Source organism: Streptosporangium sp. NPDC051022 (assembly GCF_040683035.1).
Classification (GTDB): Bacteria; Actinomycetota; Actinomycetes; order Streptosporangiales; family Streptosporangiaceae; genus Streptosporangium.
In genome coordinates, this window is record NZ_JBFBCF010000057.1 from 24138 (window position 1) to 38141 (window position 14004).

At 70.1% G+C, this 14004-nt stretch carries 12 protein-coding genes; 2 read left to right on the forward strand and 10 right to left on the reverse strand.

Features of this window, described 5'->3' with window-relative positions; translation table 11 throughout:
• Positions 1 to 16: 16 nt before the first annotated feature.
• From AB0N02_RS45805 to AB0N02_RS45815, 3 genes are read right to left on the reverse strand one after another with little or no spacing between them, the layout of a single operon-like run.
• Entirely contained in the window at positions 17 to 454 is a 438-nt protein-coding gene (locus AB0N02_RS45805) for a DUF6113 family protein (protein ID WP_363961188.1), read from the reverse strand.
• Between the two features lie 14 nt (positions 455 to 468).
• Positions 469 to 1377: an N-acetyl-1-D-myo-inositol-2-amino-2-deoxy-alpha-D-glucopyranoside deacetylase gene (mshB, locus tag AB0N02_RS45810; RefSeq protein ID WP_363961190.1), complete on the reverse strand. Its 909-nt coding sequence runs from the start codon at positions 1375 to 1377 to the stop codon at positions 469 to 471.
• On the reverse strand, positions 1374 to 2825 hold the full coding sequence (locus AB0N02_RS45815) for a hypothetical protein (protein WP_363961192.1): 1452 nt from the start codon (positions 2823 to 2825) through the stop codon (positions 1374 to 1376). Before AB0N02_RS45815 ends, mshB begins: the two co-directional genes overlap by 4 nt.
• 133 nt (positions 2826 to 2958) lie before the next feature.
• Here AB0N02_RS45815 and AB0N02_RS45820 point away from each other — a divergent pair, with 133 nt between their 5' ends.
• Positions 2959 to 5019, forward strand: coding sequence for a prolyl oligopeptidase family serine peptidase (locus AB0N02_RS45820; RefSeq protein ID WP_363961194.1), 2061 nt, complete (start codon positions 2959 to 2961; stop codon positions 5017 to 5019).
• A gap of 591 nt (positions 5020 to 5610) precedes the next feature.
• Here the strand turns inward: AB0N02_RS45820 and AB0N02_RS45825 are convergent.
• From AB0N02_RS45825 to AB0N02_RS45855, 7 genes are all read right to left on the reverse strand, one after another.
• Positions 5611 to 6273, reverse strand: coding sequence for a hypothetical protein (locus AB0N02_RS45825; protein ID WP_363961196.1), 663 nt, complete (start codon positions 6271 to 6273; stop codon positions 5611 to 5613).
• 334 nt (positions 6274 to 6607) lie between these two features.
• Positions 6608 to 7399, reverse strand: a complete 792-nt coding sequence (locus AB0N02_RS45830; RefSeq protein WP_363961198.1) for a glucose 1-dehydrogenase — start codon at positions 7397 to 7399, stop codon at positions 6608 to 6610.
• A gap of 65 nt (positions 7400 to 7464) precedes the next feature.
• Complete coding sequence (locus AB0N02_RS45835) at positions 7465 to 8157, reverse strand: GntR family transcriptional regulator (RefSeq protein WP_363961200.1); 693 nt, start codon at positions 8155 to 8157, stop codon at positions 7465 to 7467.
• An 83-nt stretch (positions 8158 to 8240) separates the two neighbouring features.
• Positions 8241 to 9035, reverse strand: a complete 795-nt coding sequence (locus AB0N02_RS45840; protein ID WP_363961202.1) for an acetoacetate decarboxylase family protein — start codon at positions 9033 to 9035, stop codon at positions 8241 to 8243.
• Between the two features lie 48 nt (positions 9036 to 9083).
• On the reverse strand, positions 9084 to 9833 hold the full coding sequence (locus AB0N02_RS45845; protein ID WP_363961204.1) for an amino acid ABC transporter ATP-binding protein: 750 nt from the start codon (positions 9831 to 9833) through the stop codon (positions 9084 to 9086).
• Positions 9834 to 9837: 4 nt separating this feature from the next.
• Positions 9838 to 10941 (reverse strand): ABC transporter permease subunit, encoded by a 1104-nt coding sequence (locus AB0N02_RS45850; RefSeq protein ID WP_363961206.1) that lies wholly within the window; start codon positions 10939 to 10941, stop codon positions 9838 to 9840.
• A gap of 2 nt (positions 10942 to 10943) precedes the next feature.
• Complete coding sequence (locus AB0N02_RS45855; RefSeq protein ID WP_363961208.1) at positions 10944 to 11816, reverse strand: ABC transporter substrate-binding protein; 873 nt, start codon at positions 11814 to 11816, stop codon at positions 10944 to 10946.
• Between the two features lie 958 nt (positions 11817 to 12774).
• Between AB0N02_RS45855 and AB0N02_RS45860 the strand changes: the two genes are divergently transcribed.
• Positions 12775 to 13917, forward strand: a complete 1143-nt coding sequence (locus tag AB0N02_RS45860; protein WP_363961210.1) for a hypothetical protein — start codon at positions 12775 to 12777, stop codon at positions 13915 to 13917.
• The last annotated feature ends 87 nt before the right edge of the window (positions 13918 to 14004 follow it).

The window sequence follows — 14004 nt, forward strand, 5'->3', positions numbered from 1 at the left end:
TCCCGGCCGGTCGCCCTCAGCGCGGTTCGGAGTGGCCGGAGCCGTAGGAGTGCCGGGTGAGCAGCCAGGAGCCGCCGTGCGCCGCCGGCGAGAGCACGATGCCGGTCAGGAGCGCGGCCAGACCTCCGTAGAGGTAGACGTAACCGGACAGGTCATTGGCGATGACCACGTCTCCCTCCGGTCTGTCCGTCAACCAGAGCATCGTGATCACCAGCCAGCCCACCGCGGGCGCCAGCGCCGCGAGCTTCCCCTTCATCGCCCGCCCCGCGCCGTAGCAGACGGCGAACAGCACCAGGACGCAGCCCATGGCCGAGACCGGGACGGGCCAGACGTACCACGAGTGCTGAAACGCCCCGACGACGCCCATCACGAGACCCAGCACGACGAGCACGGCGTACGCCGCTGCGGCGACCGCCCTCTCCGAGGAACCCTGCACCGCTGGGACCTGCTCCATCACAACCATGGAGGCTAGTCGATCCCGGCGAAGAGGTCGTCTTCCAGCTTGTACGGCTCGCCGAGACCCCCCACCTCGACCGGCGCCGCCTGCGTCGCGGGGCCCTGTGTCCCGGCGCGCAGGATGAAGTGCTCGATCCCGGCGACCTCCTGGCCGATGTCGTTGGACAGGGCGTACCAGGGCGGGTCCACGCTGATCTGGGTGGCGTGCGCCCGCATCGCGTCGATCTTGTGGCCGATGTGGGCGCGACCGTCGATCTCGGTGGTGACGTCCTCGTCGGCGCACCCGAACGGCAGGTCGTCCACGGTGTCCTCGACGAGGAAGCGCGTGCCCGCCTCGCGCATTGCCTCGGCGGTCCTGCGCATCGTGGACCTGGCCGTCGCGGTGAAGTAGAACTTGGCGATCCGCCACGGCTCGCCCTCGCCGAACGCCGGGTCGGCGGCCAGCTCGAAGGCCCGCCAGGAGACGCGGTTGGCCTGGATGTGGTCGGGGTGACCGTAGAAGCCGTTCTCGTCGTAGGTGACGAGGACCTGCGGCCGCACCTCTCTGATGATCTTGACCAGCTCTCCCGCCGCCTCGTCGAGGTCGGCCTGCCAGAAGGCGTTGTCCCGGTGGTTGGAGGCGCCGCCCATCATGCCGGAGTCGCGCCAGCGCCCGGGACCGCCGAGAAAGCGGTGGTCGGTGACGCCCAGGGCCGCGCAGGCGGAGGCGAGCTCGCCGATGCGGTGCTCGCCCAGCGTGTCGTCGCGGTCGGCGGTCAGGTGGGCCAGCTCCGGCGGGATGACCTCGCCCTCCTCGCCGAGCGTGCAGGTCACCAGGGTGACCCGGGCTCCCTCGGCGGCGTACCTGGCCATGGTGGCCCCGCTGCCGATCGTCTCGTCGTCGGGGTGGGCGTGCACGAGCAGCAGACGGCGGTCGTTCATGCCTTCGAGGGTATCCGTCTGAGGTAAAGGGTGATGCGGACCGCACCGGATATCCGGGTCGGCCCGGCCTTGCGGAAGGACCGCTTGAGCTCCCGCAGCCGGGGGTCGTCCTGCCAGTCGGTGTCGAGGACTCGCCGGGAGACCAGCCACACCCGGTCGGTCGCCTGCTCGAAGGGACGCAGGTCGCGATACGGCTCGCCGTACACGGCGACGAACAGCCGGAAACGCTCGGGCATGTAGAGCACGGCGTCGCCGGGGCGCTCCCGGACGCCCAGCTCCGCCGCCATGCCGCGGAGGTCGTCGGGACGGTTGGCGGGTTCGCGGATGGTGAGCTGGGCGCTCATCGACAGGGCGACCAGGGCCGCGAGGACCGCCAGGCTCAGCGGGATGAGGCGCGCCACGGCCAGGCCCGCCCCGGCCAGCAGCGCCAGGGCCGGAAGGACGAACAGGACGTAGCGCGGGTTGTAGACCGGATACACCTGCGAGATCGCGAAGGACAGCAGCACGGGAAGGATCGCCCAGGGCAGCGCCACCGCCGTCAGCGACGGCGGCACCGCCCTCGCCCCCCTCCCTGTCCCCGTCCCCTTCGTTCCCCCGGACCGCTCCGGTTCCTCCGCTTCCTCCGGGACCGTTCCCGGCGCCGTTCGCGCGGTCCCGGCCCCCGTTCCGGCCCCCAGGCGAATCCGCGAGCCGTACCAGACCCCGAGCAGGGCGAGCAGCAGCAGGAGGGCGAGGAAGATCGGCGGCAGGGCCGAGGCCTCCCAGGACACCGGGCCGCCGGAGATCTCGACGCCGAACTCCCCCAGCTGCGGGAGGCCGGGCACCTTCAGCCAGAACAGCTGCTCGTCCCGCTGCCCGGAGGCGACGAGCACCAGGGGCGTCAGCAGCACCCCGGCGCCGGCGACCGAGGCCAGCCACGGAAGGATCTCCCCGCGTCTGCGGACGACGGTGACGGCGTGCGCGGGCAGCAGGAGCAGCGCGTAGAGGTGGAACAGGCCGAGGAGGGTGACCAGCAGGCCGTACCCGACGTACCGTGAGCGGCGCTCGCCCAGCAGCACCCAGGTGGCCGCCACCGCGACCGCGCTGACCAGGGCGTAGCTCCGCGCCTCCTGGCCGTAGCGGCTGACCATGGGCAGCGTCGCGTAGACCAGTCCCGCCAGCGGCCCGGCCCACCGCCCCGTCCGCGGGGTCGCCAGCTTCCGCCCGATGGCCGCGACCCCGAACGTCGCCCCGGCCACCGCGAGCGCCGAGGGCAGCCGGACCGCGAACTCCCCGCCGAAGGCGGCGAAGGGACGCAGCATGAGGTAGTACAGCGCGTGGACGGTGTCGATGTGGCCGAGCAGTTCCCACAACTCGTCGAGCGACATGGTCGCCGCCAGGACGCTGACCGATTCGTCACGCCAGAACGACGGAACGTCGATCCTCCAGAGCACGAACACGAAAGCCAACAGGGCAGGTGTCGCGGGGGAGCGAAGTATTCGCGCGGTAAGCGTCACTCGCCCAAGTTTCTCCCAAGATCGCGATCATTTGGACCGCCCCGGGGAGATCCCTTAACGGCCTCGGACTGGCAAGATGACTGGTATGAGTGAGAGTTTTCCTCGTCTGCACGCAAGGACCCGCCGATTCACCCTCGGAGTGCCGCGTGCCTTCACCATCGCGCCCGACGGGGCGCGGATCGTCTTCCTGCGGACGAAGGGCGGCTGTGATCCGGTCACCTGTCTGTGGGAGTTCGACGTCGCGAACGGCACGGAACGGCTGATCGCCGATCCGCGCGTCATCGCCGCCGACGAGGAGAACCTCCCGCCGGAGGAACGGGCGCGCCGCGAGCGCAGCAGGGAGCAGGCCGGGGGCATCGTCGGCTACAGCACCGACGCCGCGGTGACCACGGCGGCGTTCGCGCTCTCCGGCGGCCTCTACGTCGTGGACCTGAAGACCAGGAGCGTGCGCCACCTGAAGACGCCCGGCCCGGTGATCGACCCCCGGGTCTCCCCGAGCGGCGTCCACGTGGGCTACGTGACCGGCGGCGCCTTCCACATCCAGGACCTCGAGGACGAGGTCGACCACGCGCTGGCCCACCCCGAGTCGCCCGAGGTGACGTACGGCCTGGCCGAGTTCATCGCCGCCGAGGAACTGAGCCGCATGCGGGGCTACTGGTGGTCGCCCTCGGGAGACGCCCTGCTCGTCGCGCGGGTCGACGAGTCGCCGGTCGACAGGTGGCACATCGCCGACCCTGCCAACCCCGCCCGGCCCGTCACCGAGCAGCGCTACCCCGCCGCCGGTACGGCCAACGCCCAGGTCGAACTGTTCGTGCTGACCCTGGACGGCGCCCGCGTCCCGGTCCCCTTCGACGACGAGTATCTCGTCACCGCCTCCTGGGACGCCCACGGCCTGTCGATCGTCACCCTGTCACGCGACCAGAAGAACATGCGCCTGTTCGAGGTCGACCCGGCCACGGGAGGCTCGGCCCTCGTCCGCGAGGAGACCGACCCCGCCTGGATCGACGTCGTCACCGGCGTCCCCGGCCACCTGTCGGACGGCACCCTGGTCTGGGCCGCGAACATCGACGGCGGCCACCGCCTGGTCATCGGCGACCGGCCCGTCACGCCATCCTCCCTCCAGGTCCGCGAGATCCTCGACGTCGACGGCGACGCGGTGCTGTTCCGCGCCAGCGGCGAGCCGACCGAGGTCGCCCTGTGGGCCTACAAGGACGGCCGGATCACCCTGGTCAGCCCGTCCGAGAGCGGCGTCTACAACGGCCACACCGCGGGCGGCACCCTCGTGGTCACCGGCCAGACCCTCGACGGTGAGGGAACGACCGTCCGCGTCTCCCACCACGGCAGGCCCGTCGGCAACATCGCCTCCCACGCCGAGCGCCCGGGTCTGGACCTGCGGGTCTCCCTGATCCGCGCGGGCGAGCGCGACCTGGCGACCGCCGTACTCCTGCCGTCCGGGCACGTACCCGGCTCGGCGCGGCTGCCGGTCCTCATGGACCCCTACGGCGGCCCGCACGCCCAGCGCGTCCTGGCCTCCTCCGGCGCCTACCTGACCAGCCAGTGGTTCGCCGACCAGGGCTTCGCGGTCGTCATCACCGACGGCCGGGGCACTCCGGGCCGTGGCCCCGAGTTCGAGCGGGCCGTCCTGCACGACCTGGCGACGCCCGTCCTGGAGGACCAGGTGAACGCCCTGCACGGCGCGGCCGAGCGGTTCCCCGACGATCTGGACCTGTCCCGGGTCGGCATCCGGGGCTGGTCCTTCGGCGGCTACCTGGCCGCCCTGGCCGTCCTGCGCCGCCCCGACGTCTTCCACGCGGCCGTCGCCGGGGCTCCGGTGACCGACTGGCGCCTCTACGACACCTGCTACACCGAGCGCTACCTCGGCCACCCGGACGAGGGCCACTACGACTCCTCGTCCCTGTTCGCCGACGCGGAGAAGCTGGACCGCCCCCTGCTGCTGATCCACGGCCTGGCCGACGACAACGTGGTCGCCGCCCACACCCTGCGCCTGTCGTCCGCCCTGCTGGCGGCGGGCCGCCCGCACAACGTCCTGCCGCTGTCCGGCGTCACCCACATGACCCCGCAGGAGGTCGTGGCCGAGAACCTGCTGCTACTCCAGGTCGACTTCCTCAGGAAGTCCCTGGCCTGACCCCTCCCCCAGAAGAACCGCCCCCAACAGGAGAACCAGCCCCGACGGGAAACCGGCCCGACCGGGAACCGGCCCTGACGGGAAACCAGTCCTGACGGGGGAAGACCCGTTCCCCTTCCCCACCGGCCAGCCCCGGCCTGCGAGGAGACCCCACCTACGGAGGCGGCGCCACACACCCCCGGCGCCGCCTCCCACCAGGAGACACGACCACCGCCCAGGGGCGCCGCCTCCCACCAGGAGACACAACCCCCCACCCAGAGGCGCCGCCTCCCATCAGGAGACACGACCACCCGCCCAGGGGCGCCGCCTCCCGCCAGGAGACACGACCGCCCACCTGGAGGTACCGCCTCCCACCCGGGAATACGACCACCCACCTAGGGATATCGCCACCCACCCAGGGATACGACCGTATCCCCTACCCGCCCCGCGCCGGCCCGCCTGCGCCGCCGCCCCCGGGCCGCCCACCCCCACCACGATCGTGACCATGTGGGCGCCGGTGCGGCGAGGGGTGGGACGGAGCGGACCGGCGCCGGTGAACGGCGTCCGGCCCGCGAACGTCTCCGGTCGGCGTCTAGCGGGAACCTCCGGGGATCACTCCCTGCGCCAGTCCCTCATGGCACCGGGCCTCCTGCCGCCCTTGTTCCCGGCGCCGGGACCGACGCCGGCGTTGCTGCCTCCCGGCGCGTTGCCGTCGTCCCTGGCCTCGGGGCCGTCCTCGGTGTCGCCGCCCTCGGGGCCGTTGCCTCCCCCGAGCTTGCCGCCGCCCCTGCCGCCTACCTTGTCGCCTCTCCTGCCGCCGTTCGTCGTGGCCTCGTCGCTGTCCCTCCAGTGGTCCCGCTGCCTCGGCCTGGTCTGCTTGCCGCCGGGCTGCTTGGCCCCGGACTGCTTGCCCTGCTGGTTGGCCTTGGGCTGGTCGGCTCCGGGCTGGTCGGCTCCGGGCTGATCGGTTCCCGGCTTGTTGGCCCCCTGCTGTTCCGCCTTCGGCAGTTCGGCTCCCGAGGCGGGAGAGGGTGGGGGCGTGGAGATGGGAGCGGGGTCCGTCGTAACGGCGGCCGCGCTCGCCACGAGCGCCGGAGCGGAACCGGTGCCGGGAACCGCGAGGCCCCCCGGCCCGGCGGTCGAGGCCATGGCGAGTCCTCCGCAGGACAGGACGGCCGGAACGACGAAGACGGCACCCGCCAGGAACCTGCCCAGCGTCGTACCCCGGCTGGAGCCCATGTCGCCCACGGCGGGCTCGATCGATTCAGGTGACACCTAGGACACCCCTTTCCAGTCTGGTGACTACACGCATTCGACTGACCACGGTCAGCGATGATCATCGTAGCCGTCCGAGACCGTTTCCCCCCGGAGGTGAGCCCGCCGCCTCCGGGAGGTTCCCGCCCCTTTCCCCCTTCCCCCCACCGAGCCGGACGCGCCCCCGCACCGCACCGCACACCGGGGCCTCCGTACCGCACCGGACCGGGACCTCCGTATCGCACCGAACCGGGGTTTCCGCACCGCACCGAACCTGGATCTCCGTACCGCCCGCCGGGCGGGTGTCTCCGTACCGCCCGCCGGACGGGTGTCGCCGTACCGCCCGCCGGGCGGCCTACATCGCGACCACCCAGCCGCCGTCGACGGTCAGCGTGTGGCCGGTGACGTAGGCCGAGGCGTCCGAGGCCAGGAAGACCACGGCCCCGCACAGGTCCCCCGGCTCCCCGACACGGCCGAGCGGGATGTGCGTGCCGACGAGCCGCTCCTCGACCTCCCTGGTGGGCAGCAGGTCCGAGGTCATCGCGGTGCGCATGTAGCCGGGCGCGATGGAGTTGACGCGGATGCCGTACCTGCCCCACTCGTAGGCCATGTTCTTGGTCACCTGGACGACGGCGGCCTTCGACGCGTCGTACACCGAGGACCGCTCGCCGTCCACGACGAGACCACCGATGGAGGAGACGTTGACGATCCGGCCGTCACCGCGCCCGCGCATCCTCCGGGCCGCGCGCTGGGCGACGAAGTACGTGCCGCGCAGGTTGACCGAGAGGGTGGTGTCGAACTCCTCCGGCGTGGCCTCCAGCGCACTGTTGCGCAGGGAGACGCCGGCGTTGTTGATCACGATGTCCACGGCCTCGCCGGCGGCGTCGAGCGCCTCGAAGGCGCTGTCGACGCTCTCCAGCGAGCAGGCGTCGAGCACCAGGGGCAGGCACTCGACGCCCTCCTTCCGGAGGTCGTCGCAGGCGCTCCCGGCGGCCTCGGCGCTGAGGTCGGAGACGACGACCTTCGCGCCGGCCGCGCCCAGCGCCAGGCACTGCGCGCGGCCGAGGCCACCGGCGGCACCGGTGACCAGGGCCGTCAGTCCCCTCAGCGAGAAGAGGTCGTTCAGGGTGGATGGGGTGGCCGGCATTTCGCGGATTCTCCTTCGGGACGCCGGGGCGGAGAGGCGCGATCGCCTGTGACCCGCTCGGGCGCCTACAGTCCGTAGTTGGTGAGGATGTCGACGATCTGCTGTGAGTCGTGCAGCACGTGCTCGCGGATGTGCCTGGCCGCCGACTCCGCGTCGTCCCCGGCGATCGCCTCGGCCAGCGGACGGTGGTCGACACCGGTCCAGTCGGGGGTCCGCACCACCTTCGAGCAGAAGTACCACTGCCGCAGGGCGAGGTTGAAGTGGATCTCGGCCGTGCTCGTGAGGTAGTCGTTGCGGGTCATCCGGTACATGCCGCGGTGGAAGGCCGCGTCGAGGTCGATGCACAGCTGCAGGTCGTCGGTCTCGAACTGCCGCTGCGCGATCTCGGCCAGCTGCTCCTTCTCCGCCTTGGAGCCCCTGGCGCACGCCAGGGCGGCGGCGAGCCCCTCGACCTCCAGCCTCAGCTCCATGACGGAGCGCGAGTCCTTCAGGGCGATGTCGGTGGCGAACGTACCGCTGCGCGGGTAGATCGAGATCAGCTTCTCGAACTCGAGCCGCCGGATCGCCTCGCGCACCGGGGACGTGCCGACGCCGAGACTCGCCCGGAGCTCCGGCTCGCTGAGCCGTTCACCGGGCATGATCTCGACCCGCACCAGACGTGACCGCAGCGCCGCGCAGGCGGACTCACTCAGCAGGTGCGGAGCCGATGGTTCGCCGCCGCCCGTTCTCGCGCCGTCGGCGACGTAGGCAGAACACACTTTGCACGACCTCTCTGCACGTGGCCCGGCCGGTCAGGGCCGCGGACGCCACCACACGCACAACTCTCAGCAGGGGGAAGGGGTCAGAGCGAGCGGACCTCGCCGGGAACATCATCGGAGACGCGGCCGCCGCCCGCCAGCAGGTCGTCGATGACGGTGGAGATGCCGTTCTCGACGGTGCAGGCGTAGTCGCCGACGGAGTACTCGCCGCCCAGGACCTCCACCAGCTTGAGGTCGACCCCGTTGACCGACAGCGCCGGGCCCAGCTCGACCTGGGCGGGCCCGAAGCACTTGCTCTTCAGCGTGAAGTCCTTGGAGGTGTCGCGGGAGACGATCTCGAAGGTCTCGAAACCGGGCCCGTTGGCCTGGGGAAGGGCGTGGACCTGCAGGTGGGGGTACATCGTCATGTCCGCCCAGGCCTCGTTCGAGTAACCGTCCTCGGGAACCACGGAGATTCCGAAGATCAGCTTACCGGCTCTGGTCACCGTGCCCTCGACGCCGTTCTCCCCCTCGACGAGCTCGATCTCCCCGTAGTGCTTGGGGTAGCCCCAGACCTCGCGGCCGAAGGCGACGCTCCACGGCTGGTCCTCGTACTCGAAGTAGTAGTTGACCCCCACGTGGTCCCGGTACCGGACCGGGATCACCACGCCGGAGTCGTAGAAGGCGCCGGGGGTCGCGTTGCCGAAGTCGGCGATCTGCACGACGAACCGGTCGTCGGCCAGCTCGAACGGGGTCGGTTCGAGCAGCGCCTCCAGGTTGGCGACGTCGCCCCGGCAGTACACCGACAGGCTCCGCAGGTTCTCGCACCAGTACGGCCGGTCCCCGCTCGGATAGCCGAGGTAGGAGAAGAAGCTCTTGACGTCGTAGTTCTGCTTCATGGTTGGTTTCCCGTGGTCGTGGTTCGGTACGGCGGCCCGCCGGGACGGTCAGTCCCGGCCCGCCTCGTGGATCTTCCGGAGGAACGTCTTCAGCTCCGGTGCGCGGGGCGCGTCGAAGATCTCCTCGGGGCGTCCCTGTTCGAGGATCGTGCCCTTGTGCAGGAAACAGATCTTGGAGGAGATCTCGCGGGCGAAGGGCATCTCGTGGGTCGTCATCATCATCGTGACGCCGTCGTTCGCCAGCTCGCGGACCAGGTTGAGCACCTCGATCACCAGCTCGGGGTCGAGGGCGGAGGTGATCTCGTCCAGCAGCAGCACCTGCGGGCGCATCAGCATGGCGCGGGCGATGGCCACCCGCTGCTGCTGGCCGCCCGACAGCTGGTCGGGGTAGGCGCCGACCTTGTCCTTCAGCCCGACCCGTTCGAGCATGACGCGGGCGTCGGCCTCGGCCTGCTCCCGGGTCGCCACCTTCGCGCGCACCGGCGTGAGCGTGCAGTTCCGCAGCACCGTCATGTGCGGGAACAGGTTGAAGCTCTGGAAGACGATCCCGACCCGGCGGCGGAGAGCGACGAGGTCGACCCCCTCTCCGGAGACGACGTCGCCGTTGAGCGAGATCTGCCCGCCCTGGATCGTCTCCAGCCCGTTGACGCAGCGCAGGAGGGTGGACTTGCCCGACCCCGAGGCGCCGATGAGGGTCACGACCTCGTGCCGGTCGACGGCGAGGTCGACCCGGTCGAGGACCGTGGTGTCGCCGTACTTCTTCGTGACCTGGTCGAGCTGGACGTACGCGGTCGACATCGGCTCAGGCCCCCCTCTTCCTCGTGCCCGAGCGGGCGAGCAGGTAGTCGACGAAACGGGTCTGCGGGATCGTGGCCAGGACGAACAGGAAGCAGACCGCGGTCACCGCGGAGAGGTTGAAGTCGTTGGCCGAGTAGATCTTCGCCTGGCTGAACGCGTCGATGATGCCGACGACGATCACGAGCGCGGTGTCCTTCTGCAGTCCGATGAACGTGCTCAGCATCGGCGCCGCGATGTTGCGCGACATCTGCGGCAGGATCACAAACCGCATCACGTCGGGCTGGGACAGGCCCATGGAGAGCGCCGCGGAGGTCTGGCCCTTGTTGATCGACTCGATGCCCGCGCGGTAGAGCTCGGCGTTGTAGGCGCTGTAGGTCAGCGCCAGCGCCACGATCGCGTAGAGGATCGGGTCGCCCTCGCTGAGGATCGGCACCTCGGTGAGCGGAAGCCCGAAGCACACGAGGTAGATCAGCACCACGGACGGGATGCCGCGGAAGACGTCGATGTAGGCGATGGACAGCGCCCGGACCGGCCAGAAGCCCCGTCCCGGGAGCAGCCTGCCGAGGGCGAGCAGGAGCCCGAAGATCATCGCGAGGATCTGCGCGCCGAGGGCGATCTCCACGTTGATCAGCAGCGCCCGGCCGATGTCGGCGGCGCTCTTCGTCATGAACCCGACGTTGAAGAACGTCTTCTGCACGGCGCCGTCGTTGGTGAAGATGAGCAGGCCGACCAGCGAGACGATCGCGATGAAGCCGGTCAGTCCCAGCGAGGCGATCGAGGCGTTCCGTGACCGCGCGGCGGCCACCCGGGCGGAGACGTACCGGCCCGCCCGCCACTCCTCCTCGGAGAGGCTGCCGCGCCGGTAGGCGACCAGCAGCGGGCCGCCCACGACCACCACGGGCAGCGCGACCCCGAGGACGAGGCGCAGCGGCTGCCCGCCCTGCAAGACGGCGCCGGCGAACTGGTGGCACAGCACGACGGTGAGCAGCGCCAGGACCGCGGCGGCGCCGAGGTAGCCGCGCGTGCTCAGGGGACGGGCCGGTTCGGAGCCCTCGGCGCCGGGTGCGATCCCCGCCGTCGCGCTCCTTCCGGATGCCTGGACGTTCATGCTCAGGCCGCCCAGTCGGGAAGCTTGCCGGGGTCACCGCCGAGGATCGGGTTGAGCCACTTGGACATGATCTTCTCCAGGGTGCCGTCCTGCTTCATGTCGGCGAGGATCTGGTCGACGACCTGGACGTTCGGCGATCCCTTGGGGAAGAGCGCGGCGACGTCGCCGCCGACCGGGTAGGAGCCGATCACCGAGAGCTTGCCGTCGGAGCTGGCGGCCCGGGGCATCACGGTGGCCGTGTCGTTGAGGGCGGCGTCGATCTGGCCCGCGAGGACGGCGTTGAACAGGTCGTCGTTGGAGCTGAACACCCGGACCTGCTTGGGCTTCAGGGTCTCCTGGACGTACTTCAGCTGCACCGAGCCGGCGAGCACGCCGACCGTGGAGTCCTTGATCGACGCCGCGGTGAGGGCCGATCCGGTCTTGACCAGCACACCGGTCGCGTAGGTGTTGTACGGGGTGGAGAAGTCAACGGCCTTGCGGCGCTCGGGGGTGTCGTAGATGTCCCAGACCGCGAAGTCGAAGTTGGACGCCTTGGCGGTGACGAGGGCCTCGAACGGCGCGTTGACCAGCTTGATCTTCGTCAGCCCCGCCCTGTTGGCGATCTCGGCGTCGAGGCAGTACATGTAACCGCCGTCCACGCTCTCCAGGGTGTTGCCCCGGTAGCCCGCCGGGTACGGCAGCGAGGCGGCGACGGTCAGCACGCCCTCGGCCTTGGTGTCCAGCTTGTGGACGGTCGGGCTCTTGGTGATCTCGCACTCCCCGAAGGACGGCCCGCTCTGCGCGGCCTCGGAGGTCTCCTGCCCACCGCAACCGCTGAGCGCGACGAGTCCCGCGGCCAGGGCGACGGCACTGCTGATCTTGAGTGACTTCTTCACGTTCACCTTCTTCTGGTTGGCTGCCGCGGCCCCGAAACGGTCCGCGCTGAGCCCCCTACGCCACTGAGATTCCTCTGAAATGTCAGTGATGTGCGGGTCACATTACACAGCCGACATCGACTTGACCAGGGATGACCGGAAGTCTTTGCCCGGGGAGCGCGGGCGGAGCGGCCCGCGATCGACGTCCCGCCCCACCGCAGGCCCGACTCCGGGACCGGGACCGGGACCGCCCCCCAGGACCGGGAGCGGAACCGGGAGCAGGACCGGGAACGCGAGCGGGACCGGAACCGGAACCGGAACCGGCCGCAGTGTCGTGACTTTCTCCTCCGCACCGCCGGACACCCGGGAAAACGTCGCCGGGAATGTCGACCACGAGCTCGTTCGCCACGGTTACGGCAAGGGTCACCCCGGCAGAGAACCCGATCAGCGGAGAGCGCCCCGGCCCGCCTTCCGGGAGCTGCCGGAACGAGCACCCGGTGACTTTTGTACCGTTACCCGCACTTCTCCGCAAAGCATCCGGGTGGCGACCAAACGCCATTCCGTTTGACATGCCGGAAATGGCGGACTCGTTTTCCGGAGGAAAGAGCGTCCGGCACGGCCGTCCACGCTCCGGCGTCACCTACGCCCGGGTTAACGGCTTTTGCCTTACCTGACAGGCACCGCCGCACCGTTGACGAGCCCACCCATGAGCAGTCAGACGTACCGCCCGACGGCATTGGGCGGCACCTGGCGGGGCGCCGGGATTCGAGGCCCGACAACCCCTTACATGCCCAAATACATATATGAGATCCCATGTGCGAAGAGTGTAAGCGTGTGTTCACCTACCCCGGCCGAACAAACCAAATGCCGACAGTAATTGGTATGGACTCACAAATACCGCACGGAGGAACCGAGAAACGTTCCCGGAATGCGTGATAAGCCTGTCGGGCCCCCTGGAACCGAACGGGAAAGGAAACGTATGGAAATGCGTCTCGTGCTCGCTGGATCCGCTGTGGTGTCGAGCCTCGGCCTGTGCGGCGTCACGCCCGCCCTGGCCGCTCCGGCACCGGTGAACGTGAGCGTGAAGTGCGGTGACGTCGCCGGGCTCATCACCGCCGTCACTCAGGCGAACACGAATCCCGCGCGCGGCACGATCAGGCTGGCCGAGGAGTGCGCCTACCGCTTCGAGGACGACTTCGAGAACTCGGGTAACGCCCTGCCGGCCATCACCGGGAAGGTCACCATCATCGGCGACTACTCGACCCTGATCCGCTCGTCGTACCACGGAGCGAACCGGTTCCGCATCCTCGCGGTCAACGAGGGCGGCGAGCTCACGCTGAAGGGCGTCACCGTGACCGGCGGCGACACGCCGGGAGACGGCGGCGGTATCGCCAACAAGGGCAAGCTGTGGCTGGAGTACGGCGCCGTCGCCGGCAACCGGGCCGACGTGGACGGCGGAGGCATCTCCAACGACGGCGGCACCGTCACCCTCGTCGAAAGCCACATCCTGACCAACGTGGCCAGGGACGGCGGCGGTCTCAGCAACGACGCGACCGGCACCCTCACGCTCAAGAAGACCAAGGTCAAGGGCAACACGGCGGACGAGGACGGCGGTGGCATCCAGAACCAGGGCACGCTCGTCGTCGAAAAGAGCGAGATCGAGTACAACGAGGCCCGCGACGGCGACGGTGGCGCCGTCAACAACCTCGGCAACGCGACCATCAAAGACAGCGAGATCAAAAACAACTGGGCCGGCATCGAGGGTGGCGGCGTCAACAACGGCGAAAACGGGACGCTGAACGTCTACGACACGGCCTTCGAGTCCAACAGGGCGGGCCGTGACGGCGGCGGCATCAACAACGAGGGCACCGCGACCCTCAAGGACAGCGAGATCGAGGAGAACCAGGCGGGCCGTGACGGCGGCGGCATCAACAACGAGCAGGACCCGGCGGCCGATCAGACTCAGCTGACCCTCGAATACACGACGGTCTCGGAGAACCACGCCGCCGGGATCGGCGGCGGCATCAACAACTGGATCGGCGCCAAGGTCACGCTCAAGAGGAGCAAGGTGATCCGGAACACGCCCACGAACTGCGCGGGAGACGTGCCCGACTGCTGGTAGCGTCCTTGGCTCCGCCGCCGGGCCCTCACCTCGAGTGGGCCGGCGACGGAGCCGTCCCGTGGCAGTCGCTCCCTCGACGGCCACGGG

Excerpts from the sequence above, each read along its gene's own strand:
- AB0N02_RS45860 (WP_363961210.1), top strand. The coding sequence starts at position 12,775 with ATGGAAATGCGTCTCGTGCTCGCTGGATCCGCTGTGGTGTCGAGCCTC.
- AB0N02_RS45805 (WP_363961188.1), bottom strand. The coding sequence starts at position 454 with ATGGAGCAGGTCCCAGCGGTGCAGGGTTCCTCGGAGAGGGCGGTCGCC.
- AB0N02_RS45840 (WP_363961202.1), bottom strand. The coding sequence starts at position 9,035 with ATGAAGCAGAACTACGACGTCAAGAGCTTCTTCTCCTACCTCGGCTAT.
- AB0N02_RS45850 (WP_363961206.1), bottom strand. The coding sequence starts at position 10,941 with ATGAACGTCCAGGCATCCGGAAGGAGCGCGACGGCGGGGATCGCACCC.
- AB0N02_RS45830 (WP_363961198.1), bottom strand. The coding sequence starts at position 7,399 with ATGCCGGCCACCCCATCCACCCTGAACGACCTCTTCTCGCTGAGGGGA.
- AB0N02_RS45845 (WP_363961204.1), bottom strand. The coding sequence starts at position 9,833 with ATGTCGACCGCGTACGTCCAGCTCGACCAGGTCACGAAGAAGTACGGC.
- AB0N02_RS45820 (WP_363961194.1), top strand. The coding sequence starts at position 2,959 with ATGAGTGAGAGTTTTCCTCGTCTGCACGCAAGGACCCGCCGATTCACC.
- mshB (WP_363961190.1), bottom strand. The coding sequence starts at position 1,377 with ATGAACGACCGCCGTCTGCTGCTCGTGCACGCCCACCCCGACGACGAG.